The 11,930-nt window shown below is 59.4% G+C and carries 8 protein-coding genes and 1 pseudogene; 6 read left to right on the plus strand and 3 right to left on the minus strand.

Going from position 1 to position 11,930, the window contains the following annotated elements; translation table 11 throughout:
* From AAAB35_RS28625 to gltX, 3 genes and pseudogenes are all read left to right on the plus strand, one after another.
* Nucleotides 1–373 (plus strand): annotated as a pseudogene (locus AAAB35_RS28625) (NAD+ synthase); the annotation flags it as partial.
* Between the two features lie 363 nt (nt 374–736).
* Entirely contained in the window at nt 737–2,551 is a 1,815-nt protein-coding gene (locus AAAB35_RS28630; protein ID WP_340671720.1) for an ABC transporter ATP-binding protein, read from the plus strand.
* A gap of 82 nt (nt 2,552–2,633) precedes the next feature.
* Complete coding sequence (gltX, locus tag AAAB35_RS28635; RefSeq protein ID WP_340671722.1) at nt 2,634–4,007, plus strand: glutamate--tRNA ligase; 1,374 nt, start codon at nt 2,634–2,636, stop codon at nt 4,005–4,007.
* Here the strand turns inward: gltX and AAAB35_RS28640 are convergent.
* Both AAAB35_RS28640 and AAAB35_RS28645 read right to left on the minus strand, forming a co-directional pair.
* Nucleotides 3,925–4,968 carry a DUF2865 domain-containing protein gene (locus AAAB35_RS28640; protein WP_340671723.1) on the minus strand — a complete coding sequence of 348 codons (1,044 nt, stop codon included), beginning with the start codon at nt 4,966–4,968 and terminating at the stop codon, nt 3,925–3,927. The two genes, gltX and AAAB35_RS28640, sit on opposite strands and share 83 nt — an antisense overlap.
* A 91-nt stretch (nt 4,969–5,059) precedes the next feature.
* Nucleotides 5,060–7,357 carry an NADP-dependent malic enzyme gene (locus AAAB35_RS28645; protein ID WP_340671725.1) on the minus strand — a complete coding sequence of 766 codons (2,298 nt, stop codon included), beginning with the start codon at nt 7,355–7,357 and terminating at the stop codon, nt 5,060–5,062.
* Nucleotides 7,358–7,586: 229 nt separating this feature from the next.
* Here AAAB35_RS28645 and AAAB35_RS28650 point away from each other — a divergent pair, with 229 nt between their 5' ends.
* The 3 genes from AAAB35_RS28650 (at nt 7,587) to AAAB35_RS28660 (ending at nt 10,822) form a co-directional block, all read left to right on the plus strand.
* Complete coding sequence (locus tag AAAB35_RS28650) at nt 7,587–8,408, plus strand: UDP-2,3-diacylglucosamine diphosphatase (RefSeq protein WP_340671726.1); 822 nt, start codon at nt 7,587–7,589, stop codon at nt 8,406–8,408.
* Nucleotides 8,398–9,498, plus strand: a complete 1,101-nt coding sequence (locus AAAB35_RS28655) for a glycosyltransferase family 1 protein (RefSeq protein WP_340671727.1) — start codon at nt 8,398–8,400, stop codon at nt 9,496–9,498. The genes AAAB35_RS28650 and AAAB35_RS28655 overlap by 11 nt, the downstream gene beginning before the upstream one ends.
* Before the next feature lie 121 nt (nt 9,499–9,619).
* On the plus strand, nt 9,620–10,822 hold the full coding sequence (locus tag AAAB35_RS28660) for an MFS transporter (protein ID WP_340671728.1): 1,203 nt from the start codon (nt 9,620–9,622) through the stop codon (nt 10,820–10,822).
* Between the two features lie 18 nt (nt 10,823–10,840).
* On the opposite strand, the gene dgcA is transcribed toward AAAB35_RS28660, so the two are convergent.
* A complete protein-coding gene (dgcA, locus tag AAAB35_RS28665) occupies nt 10,841–11,824 on the minus strand; it encodes an N-acetyl-D-Glu racemase DgcA (RefSeq protein WP_340671729.1) in 984 nt (327 codons plus the stop codon).
* Nucleotides 11,825–11,930 lie beyond the last annotated feature (106 nt).

Below are 11,930 nucleotides of genomic sequence, written 5' to 3' on the forward strand. Positions count from 1 at the left end.
GGTCTACGCCATGTCTGAATGGCGCAACAAGAATGTTCCAGCTGGCGGCCTCGGACCCTCTGGCGAGGTCATTCCTGTCAATATCATCAGCAAGGCGCCCTCGGCTGAACTGCGCGAAAATCAGACCGATCAGGATTCGCTTCCTCCCTATCCGATCCTGGACGATATTCTCGAATGCCTCGTCGAACATGAGATGAGCGTCGATGAAATCGTCAAACGCGGTCACGAGCGGGCGACGGTCGAGCGCATCGAACACCTTCTCTACATAGCCGAGTACAAACGGCGACAATCGGCGCCAGGCGTGAAGGTGACCAAGAAGAACTTTGGTCGCGATCGGCGCTATCCGATTACAAACCGGTTCCGGGACAGATGATCCGACTGTTGCATGCACGCCGCACACGTGTCGTAAACACGCGGAGTTGAGAAAAATGGTGCTTGGCGCGTGAAAGCGATTCACATATAAGCGCAAGTCCGGCAATGAAGACCGGGAGGTTTTCGAATGACAGTCTTTTATATGTCCCCGCGGGGCGGCGTTCGTTCCTGACACGTGATGCGGAAAAGCCTCAAAGGCTTTTCAATTACCTTCACCAGTCGAGGTAACCCATCGCCGACATTGGCCTTTCCCGTATTTGGGCAAGACGCCAAATCACATGCCGTACGAACTTCGTAGTCCACACACGGCAAACTTGTTCCTGATTATCTATAAGGCCGGTGCAATCGGGCGCGGGACATCGTCATGACCTTTTTGCGTTTCAACCTGCGCGGGGGGGCGTTCCGCGCCGTTCTCGGATTCACCTGGAGACACTGGCAAAAACAGCCGGTGCGCGTCAGCATTATTGTCGGCGCCGTTCTGCTTTCGACCCTGGCCGACGTCTTGACCCCGCTCTATTCCGGCCGGCTGGTCGATGCCGTCGTCAATGGTCATGCGCGCGAGGAGATTGTCTGGAATGCTGCAATGGCAGCGTTTGGAGCCCTTCTTGCCTTGTCGCTTGGCGCAATAATCCTGCGGCATGTCACCTTTATCGCGGTGACATATCTGACTTTGAAGATGATGACGGATATCGCCTCCGGTGCCTTTTATCGTATCCAGCGCTTTTCCACGGACTGGCACGCGAATAGCTTTGCCGGCTCAACAGTGCGGAAGGTGACCCGTGGCATGTGGGCGCTTGACCTGCTCAACGATACATTGTTGCTGGCGCTGTTTCCATCGATCGTCATGCTCGCAGGTTCGACCATACTCATGGCCTGGTATTGGCCCCTCATGGGCCTGATCATTGGCGTTGGATCGCTGGTGTTCGTCGCGGTGACCGTGATGATGTCACTCGGCTTCGTTGCCCCAATGGCAAGTCTTGCCAACCGTTGGGACACCAAGCTCGGCGGTTCGCTTGCCGATGCCGTCAGCTGTAACATGGTAGTAAAGGGCTTCGGCGCGGAGAGCCGCGAGGATGCGCGGCTCCTCAAGGTCCTCGACAAATGGAAGGACCGGACGGCGCGCACCTGGATCAGGGGCACGTGGAACGGTACGGCCCAAGGCACGATGCTGCTGTTCCTGCGGGCGGCGGTGATCGGTTTTGCGCTGCTCCTTTGGGCGAACGGAAACGCCAGCGCGGGTGACATCACATTCGTGTTGACATCGTTCTTCATCCTCCAGGGCTACCTGCGCGAAGTCGGCATGCACATCCGCAACTTGCAGCGTTCGATCAATGACATGGAGGAACTGGTTGATATCCAGAGTCAGCGTCTCGGCATCGAGGATCGTCCGGGTGCAAAGCCGATCTCGATCACCGATGGCAGGATCGAATTCCATAATGTGACGTTCCTTTACGGTGCGCACCGGTTGCCGCTCTATGATCGGTTTTCGGTGACGATCCGCGCCGGCGAGCGGGTAGGGCTGGTAGGGCATTCCGGTTCGGGCAAGACGACGTTCGTCAAGCTGATCCAGCGTCTGCATGACGTCAAGGCAGGCCGGATATTGATCGACGGTCAGGACATTGCCGCGGTTCGGCAAGCCTCGCTGCGTCAGCAGATCGCCATCGTGCAACAGGAGCCGATCCTGTTTCACCGGACGCTGGCGGAGAATATCGCCTATGCGCGGCCCGGCGCCTCGCAGGAGGAAATCGAGCGGGCCGCGCTGCAGGCGAGCGCGCACGAGTTCATCTCGGCACTCCCCAAGGGCTACGGCACGCTCGTCGGCGAGCGCGGTGTCAAGCTGTCGGGCGGCGAGCGGCAGCGCGTGGCGATTGCTCGAGCGTTCCTCGCGGACGCACCGATCCTAATTCTGGACGAGGCCACATCCAGCCTCGATTCAGAATCGGAGGTGCTGATCCAGCAGGCAATGGAGCGGTTGATGCAGGGACGGACGACACTGGTCATCGCGCATCGTCTTTCGACTGTGCGCTCCCTCGACCGGCTGCTGGTCTTCGACCACGGCAAGATCGCGGAGGAGGGCAACCACGAAGCCCTGATCCGGCTGAACGGCGGCATCTACCGCAGCTTGTTCGAGCTGCAGGCGCTGGAACTGACGAAGGGGCTCGTCCTCAACGACGATTAGTGCATTCCTCCAAACGAAATATGGGCCGCACGAAATCGCGGCCCATATTGCCATTGAGGGCCGCATCCGATATGCCGCACCCATGACCACGATCGTCCGTTTTGCACCGTCTCCAACCGGCTTCATTCATATCGGCAACACGCGGATAGCCTTGTTCAACTGGCTTTTTGCCCTGCAGAACAAGGGCCAGTTCATCCTGCGCTTCGACGACACCGATACTGTGCGCTCAAAGACCGAGTACGCCGAGGCGACGATTGCCGATCTCGATTGGCTAGGCATTAAACCGGTGCGGATTGAATATCAGTCGAAACGCATTCCGCTCTATGATGCAGCTGCAGAGAAACTCAAGGCAGCGGGTGTCCTCTATCCCTGCTACGAATCCGCCGAAGAACTGGAGCGGAAGCGCAAGCTGCGTCTGGCGCGCCGCCTGCCGCCAATCTATGGCCGCGAGGCGTTGAAGCTGACCTCGGCCGATCGGGAAAAGCTCGAGGCCGAGGGACATCGTCCCCACTGGCGCTTTCTGCTTCCGAACTACAAGGACGATCCGTTTTCGATAACAAGAACCGAAGTTCACTGGGACGACCTGGTGCGCGGCCGGGAAACCGTCGATCTTTCGTCGCTGTCCGACCCGGTACTGGTGCGTGAGGACGGAACTTATCTTTATACCTTTACCTCGGTCGTCGATGACGTCGACATGGATATTACCCATATCATCCGCGGCAATGACCACATCACCAATAGTGGGGTCCAGATCTCCATCGTCGAGGCCCTGGGGGCGAAAGTTCCGGCGCTTGGTCACATTAACCTTCTGACAACGGCTTCGGGTGAAGGGATTTCCAAGCGCACGGGCGCGTTGTCGATCGGCAGCTTGCGTCGTGATGGCTATGAACCGATGGCCGTTGCGAGCCTCGCTGTGCTGATCGGCACCTCGGAGAACGTGACCGCAATACCGGACATGGAAGCGCTTGCCGCAATATTCGATCCGGCCGCTACGTCAAAATCCGCATCGAAGTTCGACCCGGCGGATCTCGACGCGCTCAATCGGGCGCTGATCCACGCCATGCCTTTCGAGGAAGCCAAGGACCGTCTGGCTGCGGTCGGCATAGCCGGAGATGGGGCCGGGGCATTCTGGCTCGCCGTGCGCGGCAACCTTTCGCGTGTCGACGACGCCGCTGGCTGGTGGAAGATTGTTAACGAGGGACCCGCAGCAGACGTTTCGGTCGCTGCGGAGGACATTGATTTCGTCCGTGCCGCCTTCGATGTGCTGCCCGACGCACCCTGGAGCCGCGAGACCTGGAAACAGTGGACCGACGTGGTCAAGGATCAGAGCGGGCGCAAGGGCAAAGGGCTGTTCATGCCGTTGCGCATCGCCCTTACTGGGCTGACTTCTGGTCCGGAGCTTGCAGATTTATTGCCCCTTCTTGGTCGGGAAGGAACGTTGGCCCGACGACCCTGACCTTTCGGTTTGGATCAATCGGCTTGTCCTCAGTCAACGGCTTTGGTTTCTCGACCTCGGTCTTTTTCGTCTCAGGCTCCCCGAGCTGAATGATGGACGAAGCCTGCGTCGCGGGCTCGCTCGCGGGTACGGCAGGTTCGGCCTTGGCCTCCTGGGATTGGGCGGCGGCGGGCTTCGTCGGCTCGGCCGGCCTAGCTCCCTCGGGCTTTGCTGCCGTAGTCTTCGGAGTTGGGGCGGTCCTTGCCACGTCCTTGGGATCGCCGAGTGTCTTGAAGTCACCAGCGGCCTTCTGGCAACTACATTGCGGTGTCGCATTCGCCCCGACCTTGCGGAATTTGAAAGCGTTCGGCATGGTCTTGTAGGCATCGCCGCGCAGCGAAATCATTGCGCCCGCATCCTGATTGTCGGTAGGCCGATAGAACAGTTTCGCACCCGGACATTGCGACTGGCACTGCGCCTGATCGCGTGAGAAATTCTCCGCTCCCGTATCGTAGGAAATCGGGAAATAGTAGCCGTCACAGCTGCGCACGCATAGTGTCTGGTAGCGCCCGCCATAGGCGGGGGCAGTACTCATTTCCGGCTCAACAGGTTCCGGCTCGCTTCCGTAAATCTCGTATGAAGGCTCTGCCGTTGCACGGCGTGGCTCGTCACGCACAGGATAATCGCGTTGGGGCGTCTCGCGCACCGGATAGTCGGGTATCGGTTCATCGCGCAGCGGCGTGTCGTAGCGCGGTTGATCATGGATGGGAGAATCGACGATAGGGCAATCGTTGGCATCGAGCGCCGCCTCGACGCGGTCCCGTCGCAGCTGCAACTCGTAGTCGTCGATATTGGCGCTGTTGTTCAACTGGTCGAGGCGCTCCTGCATCCGTGCGCAATTGTCGGAGTTGGCGTGCGAAAGCTGAGCCGTGGCCAGGATGGCGGCAACAGCAATGACGGCAGATTGAATTGTCCGGTACATGCAACGGTCCAAGATTTTCATGCGCATTCAAATGGGGCGAATATGCATGAACCAGCCACGGCCATACGGCAGCAATAAGACGTTCCCGGGATCAATCAATGCGCTGTGATGCCTCCACAACTGCCAGCGCGGTCATGTTGACGATGCCACGCGATGTCACTGATGGCGTCAATATGTGGGCGGGCTTGGCTGCTCCGAGCAGGATCGGGCCGACATGCAGCGCGTCGGTAACAGTCTTGACGACGTTCAGAGTAATGTTGGCCGCGTCGAGGTTGGGGAAGACGAGGAGATTTGCCTCATCGCTGAGCCGGGAGTGTGGCAGGACGCGTTCGCGCAGCACTTGAGATAGCGCGGAATCGCCGTGCATTTCTCCGTCCTGCTCGAGGTGCGGCGCCTTTGCACGCAGAAGCTCCGAGGCATGGCGCATCTTGGCGGCGCTTTCGGAATCGCGCGATCCGAAATTCGAGTGCGATAGCAATGCCGCCTTGGGCTCGATGCCGAACCGGCTGATTTCGCTGGCGGCGAGTACCGTTTTCTCGGCAATTTCCTCTGCCGTCGGATCGATGCTCACATAGGTGTCGGTAAGGAACAGCACGCCGCGCTGCGAGATGAGGAGACTCAGAGCCGAGAAATTGCGGATGCCTTCGAGCTTGCCGATGATCTGGTCGACATTGCGCAGATGCCGTTCGAAGCGTCCTTCGAGGCCGCAAATCATGGCGTCGGCCTCGCCCCGCACAATGGCCAGCGCTGCGATCACGGTGCTGCTGGCGCGCACCATCGTACGGGCCACTTCCGGTGTGGTGCCGCGCCGGCCGGTCAGCTTCACCAGAAGGTCGACATAGTCGCGGTAGCGCGGATCGTCTTCGGGGTTGATGATGTCGAAGTCAGTGCCGACCTTGATCTTCAGGCCATAGCGCTTGAGACGAGTCTCGATCACCTGCGGGCGACCGATCAGGGTGGGCACGGCGATCCCTTCCTCAAGCACGACTTGCGCTGCGCGCAAGACGCGCTCGTCCTCGCCATCGGCATAGATCACGCGCTTCTTCTCCGCCGTTTTTGCTGCCGTGAAGATCGGCTTCATGATCAGGCCGGAGCGGAAGACGAAACGGTTGAGGCGGTCGAGATAGGCGTCGAAATCATCGATCGGCCGCTCGGCGACACCGGTCTCCATGGCCGCCTTGGCGACGGCTGGAGCGATCCGCAGGATGAGGCGCGGGTCGAATGGCGATGGAATGAGGTAATTTGGTCCGAAGGTCGGCGTCTCGCCCGAATAGGCGCGGGCCGCGACATCGGACGGCTCTTCGCGCGCCAGCGCCGCGATCGCCTTCACGGCGGCCATCTTCATTTCCTCGTTGATCGCCCTTGCACCGCAATCGAGGGCGCCGCGGAAAATATAGGGGAAGCAGAGAACGTTGTTAACCTGATTGGGGAAATCCGAGCGGCCGGTACAGATCATCGCGTCGGCGCGCGCCGCACGTGCCTCTTCCGGCATGATCTCGGGTGTCGGATTGGCAAGGGCCATGATCAGCGGGTTGGGCGCCATCTGCTTCAGAAGCTCGGGCTTCAGCACGCCGGCGGCGGAAAGGCCGAGGAAGACATCGGCGCCGCCAATGACATCGGCGAGGACGCGGGCGTCCGTCTTCTGTACATAGACCGATTTCCAGCGGTCCATCAGCGTATTGCGACCTTCATAAACAACGCCGTCGATATCGCAGACCCAGATGTTCCTGCGGTCGGCACCGAGCTTGACGAGAAGATTGAGGCAGGCGAGGGCAGCAGCACCGGCGCCTGATGCAACGATCTTGACCTTGGAAAGGTCCTTGCCGGCGAGTTCCATGCCATTGAGAATCGCGGCCGCAACGATGATGGCCGTGCCGTGCTGGTCGTCATGAAAGACCGGTATGTTCATCTTGGCGCGCAGCTGCTCCTCGACCTCGAAGCATTCCGGCGCCTTGATGTCCTCGAGGTTGATGCCGCCGAAAGTCGGTTCGAGCGCAGAGACGACGTCGACGATGCGGTTGATTTCGTTGGCATCGATCTCAATGTCGAAAACGTCGATATTGGCGAACTTCTTGAAGAGCACGGCCTTGCCTTCCATGACCGGCTTGGAGGCGAGGGGGCCGATATTGCCGAGGCCGAGCACGGCCGTTCCGTTGGAAATGACGGCGACGAGATTGGCGCGGCTCGTATAGTCGGCAGCAGTCGCCGGATCTTCGTGAATGGCGAGGCAGGGTGCTGCAACGCCGGGCGAGTAGGCGAGCGCAAGGTCGCGCTGGTTGCCGAGTGTCTTGGTGGCCTGGATTTCCAACTTACCCGGCTGCGGAAAGCGGTGATAGAACAGCGCGCTTTCGTCGAGGTCAGAGCTGCTGGGCGTTTTATCCTTGGCCATGGAGCGGGTCCTTCCGGAAATTGGTGCTGCACGTTCACAAATCGTCGATTCAGGCATTTCTAGCACGCTTGAATAACATCCAGACGCATAAATGAAGTCCATTTTGTTACAAGTGTTTATCGTGCGAAAACGCGTAGTTTTCCGCATCGTCATATGATTGTGACATGAATCGGGTTTGTGTCAGCGCAACCGGACGCCTTTGCGTCAGCGCTGAACGGAGATCAGCATCATGGTCGAGAACGAGGCCCGCAAGTTCCGCACACTTTTCTTATCCGATGTCCATCTCGGTTCGAAAGGTGCGAAAGCCAGCTTTCTTCTGGATTTCCTGAAATATCACGACGCCGATACGATCTATCTCGTCGGCGATATCGTTGATGGCTGGCGTCTGCGGCGCAACTGGCACTGGCCGCAGGAACACAACGATATCGTGCAGAAGCTCCTGCGCAAGAGCCGCAAGGGAGCCCGCATCCTCTATGTCGCCGGCAACCACGATGAGTTCCTGCGCGACTTCCAGGGCACCCACTTCGGCGGTATCGAGGTCATGGACCGGACGATGCACGAAACGGCGGATGGACGAAAATTCCTTGTCATTCACGGCGATCAATTCGATGTGGTCGTGCGCAACGCACGTCATATTGCCTATCTCGGCGACTGGGCCTATGACGCCGCCCTTGCAATCAACACCATCATGAACAAGGTGCGGCGCATGCTTGGCCTGCGCTACTGGTCGTTCTCGGCCTGGGCAAAGTTCCGTGTCAAGAAGGCCGTCAATTTCATCGGATCCTTCCAGACCGTCGTTTCTGATGAAGCGCGTCGCATTGGCGCGGATGGTGTGATTTGCGGCCATATCCATCACGCAACGATCGAACAGATCGACGGCATCGAATACATCAATACCGGCGACTGGGTCGAAAGCTGCACGGCCATCGTCGAGCACTATGACGGCCGCATGGAACTCTTGTCGTGGACGCATCTGATCGGGGAACAGGCTGGCTTTGCGCCTGTCATCCGCCTCGACGACAAGCGTCCAAAGGCGGCGAATGCGGCCTGAGGCAAGCGACCAGCCAAAACGGCTCATCATCGTTTCCGACGCCTGGCATCCCCAGGTCAATGGCGTCGTGCGAACTCTGACCAAACTGCGCGAGCAGATGGAGGCGCGCGGCTTCGAGGTGACGATCATCTCGCCAGCCGACTATCGCTCGGCGCCTTGTCCGACCTATCCGGAAATCCGTCTGGCGCTGACGCTTCCGCATGCGGTCAAGGCGCGGATCGAAGCCTTGCAGCCGGCCTTTGTTCATATCGCCACGGAAGGCCCGCTTGGCATCATGGCGCGGCGGGCCTGCCTCAAGAACAATTGGCGCTTTACCACCAGTTTTCATACCCGATTTCCGGAATATATGCGCGAGCGCCTGCCCGTACCGCTCGCCTGGTCCTATGCATTCCTGCGCCGCTTTCACAACGCCGCTGAATCCTGCCTCGTGCCGACGCAATCGATCAATGATGAACTGGTTGATCGCGGATTCACGACGCTCAAGGTGTGGACGCGCGGCGTCGATCGCAAGCTCTTCCGCCCCCAACCGCAGGTCGATCTCGAGTTGCCACGTCCGATCTTCCTTTGCGTAGGGCGCGTTGCGCCCGAAAAAAACCTCGAGGCGTTTCTGTCGCTGGATTTGCCGGGTACCAAACTCATCGTCGGCGATGGACCCGACCTGGCGGAGCTGAAGCGCAAATATCCAGGTGCCGCCTTTGCCGGTAAGAAGGAGGGTGAGGCGCTGGCACGATGCTATGCGGGCTCCGACGTGTTCGTCTTTCCAAGCCGCACCGATACCTTCGGGCTGGTGCTCCTCGAAGCGATTGCCTGCGGCGTGCCGGTCGCGGGCTATCCGGTTCCCGGCCCCAAGGATGTGATTGGCGTTTCCTGTGCCGGCGTTCTGTCCGAGGATTTGCGCGAGGCCGCACTGGGCGCGCTTGCCATGGGCAGCGTCGATCCCGATGCCAAGCTCAAAAGCTTCAGCTGGGAGGCCTGCGCCGATATTTTCGAGAGCGTGCTGACGACAATCGTCCCGTCCCGGGAAGCCGTGGCCGTCAAGAGGTCAAGGATCAAACGCGCCATGTCGGCCCGGCAGCCATCGGACATTTAGCGCACCAGTAAATATCTCCAGCATTTCTAGGCAGTTGCCGAATTTCGTGATAGGTGCGGCTGCAGGTGAATCACAATTGCGATTCTTCCCCAGCCGTCTTCGATCTTCCGAAAGTCCTGCAATGATCACCGCCTCAGCGGATCCGGGTCTGGATAAGCCGTCTCGCTTTGAGTTGCGTGTCGCTCTGGCCTATTTTGCCATCTTCGCTTCAAGCGGACTGCATCTGCCTTATTTTCCCCTGTGGCTCGAGTTCCGGTCGCTGACCGCGACACAGATTTCCATTGTCCTCTCAATGCCGCTTTTCGTGCGTGTCATTGCGGCGCCACTTGTTTCCATGCTTGCGGACCGGTCGAATGATCGGGCGCACATCTTGAGCACTGCCACGGTGCTCGCGGTGATCGTGGCTGGCTTCTACTTTGTGCCTTTCGGATTTACCGGCATATTGTTCGTCTCATTGATGCTTGCACCGCCCTGGACATCCCAGGTGCCGCTTGCCGATACGATCGCCCTTTCGGGCGTGCGCCGCTATGGCGCGGATTTCGCCAAGATGCGGGTCTGGGGTTCGATTTCTTTTCTGCTCGCCTCATTTGCCGGCGGGATCTTCATCCAGTACTTTGGCGAAAAGATCATACCTTCGGCCCTGCTTGGAGCCTTGCTCGCCGCCTGCGTGGCGAGTTTTTTCGTTCCCCGCATCGGTAAGCCACGCCGGCTCTCGCCGCTTTCGGATGTCGATATTGCCGATGCGGGCAGGGCGTTGCGCCGCCCGGCCTTTGTCACCTTTCTGATCGCCACCGGAATCACCCAGGCTAGCCACGCCTATGGCTACAGTTTCTCTGCCATCTATTGGAAGTCGATTGGCATTGGAGAAACGGTGATCGGGTCATTGTGGTCGATTTCGGTCGTTGCCGAGGTGATCATGTTCACGCTGTTTCGACGCCTGTTCGGACGGCTTCATCCGGCGCGGGTGCTGATGATAGGTTCGGCTGTCGCCATGTTTCGCTGGGCCGCATTCCCGCTCGTCGTTCCCTCAGGTTTGGGCGTCGCGGGGTTTCTCCTCATTCAGAGTCTCCATGCCTTCTCGTTCGCCCTTTCCTTCCTCGGCATGCAGAAGATGATTGCTCTGACAATACCCGAGGAACGGGGCGGGACGGCGCAAGGCCTTTCGACATTTTTCATCGGCACGTCGCTCGCCATCGTTACCATGGTTTCAGGGCCCCTTTATGCCGCGACGGGCATTTACGGGTTTTACGTGATGGTGGCGCTCGCCGCCTGCGGCCTCGTACTGGCGGGCGTATCACTTCGGCTGGAGCAGCGGCAGAATTAGCTGGCGATTCAACAGGCTTCAGCCCCATAGGTCGCGGCTTGGCGGCGAGACTTGGCTACCGTTAAAGACAAGGCCCGGCTCGCGATCCTGCTTGAGGATCAAGGGGCCATCGAGATCGACAAAATCGGCATCCTGGGCGACAAGCATTGCCGGCGCCATCGCAAGCGACGTTCCGACCATACAGCCGACCATGACCCCAAAGCCAAGAGCGCGGGCACGCTGTTGCATGCGCAGCGCTTCGGTAAGGCCCCCGGTCTTGTCGAGCTTGATGTTGATGCTGTCATAGCGACCAATCAGAGAAGGAAGATCGTCAGTCCCATGCGCGCTTTCGTCGGCGCAAATCGGAACGGGATGCGGAATTTCAGCGAGCTTGGCATCCTTTCCGGCGGGAAGCGGCTGCTCGATCAGCACGACGCCGGCTTTCGCGGCTGCCAGCATGTTTTCGATGATGTTGGCTTCGGTCCAGCCCTCATTGGCGTCGAGAATGATGCGGCTCGACGGCGCCGCAGCTGCGATCGCAGCGATGCGCTCGGCGTTGTTTTCACCGCCGACCTTGACCTTGATCAGCGGCCTTCCGGCAAAACTCCTTAACGAGGCCGCCATCGTTTCCACGTCGCCGAACGACACCGTAACGGCTGTCGTCAGGTCGCGGAGTGGGGATAGGCCGGCAAGTTCCACGACGGATTTGCCGCTGCGCTTGGCCTCGATATCCCAGAGCGCGCAGTCGACCGCGTTACGGGCAGCACCGGCGCCGATCAATGCCGGTAGGTCGTCTCGAGTAGCGCCATTCACCAACGCGCTGCGCAATGCTTCGATCTCGGCGCAGACCGATTCAAGGCTCTCGCCATAACGCGCATAGGGCACGCATTCGCCCCTCCCGGTGAAGGTCCCGTCGGCCAATGTGCAAACAACGACAGCGGCCTCCGTCTTCGATCCGCGGGAGATCGTGAAGGTTCCGGCAATGGGCCAACGCTCCACTGCGATCGATACTTCAAGCGCCATTCTTTCGGCCTTATCCAAAACTATTGTTCAAGTGACATCGGTCGAGAGACTCGATATGTGTGTGTGATGTTGACCGATAGAGCAAACAATTCAAGTGCTTCTACCG

The sequence above is a fragment of the Phyllobacterium sp. genome, from assembly GCF_037994425.1.
In the GTDB taxonomy this organism is placed as follows: Bacteria; Pseudomonadota; Alphaproteobacteria; order Rhizobiales; family Rhizobiaceae; genus Phyllobacterium.

Coding starts and splice junctions, on each gene's coding strand:
- AAAB35_RS28630 (WP_340671720.1), top strand. CDS start 737: ATGACCTTTTTGCGTTTCAACCTGCGCGGGGGGGCGTTCCGCGCCGTT.
- AAAB35_RS28650 (WP_340671726.1), top strand. CDS start 7,587: ATGGTCGAGAACGAGGCCCGCAAGTTCCGCACACTTTTCTTATCCGAT.
- AAAB35_RS28640 (WP_340671723.1), bottom strand. CDS start 4,968: ATGTACCGGACAATTCAATCTGCCGTCATTGCTGTTGCCGCCATCCTG.
- gltX (WP_340671722.1), top strand. CDS start 2,634: ATGACCACGATCGTCCGTTTTGCACCGTCTCCAACCGGCTTCATTCAT.
- AAAB35_RS28645 (WP_340671725.1), bottom strand. CDS start 7,357: ATGGCCAAGGATAAAACGCCCAGCAGCTCTGACCTCGACGAAAGCGCG.
- dgcA (WP_340671729.1), bottom strand. CDS start 11,824: ATGGCGCTTGAAGTATCGATCGCAGTGGAGCGTTGGCCCATTGCCGGA.
- AAAB35_RS28655 (WP_340671727.1), top strand. CDS start 8,398: ATGCGGCCTGAGGCAAGCGACCAGCCAAAACGGCTCATCATCGTTTCC.
- AAAB35_RS28660 (WP_340671728.1), top strand. CDS start 9,620: ATGATCACCGCCTCAGCGGATCCGGGTCTGGATAAGCCGTCTCGCTTT.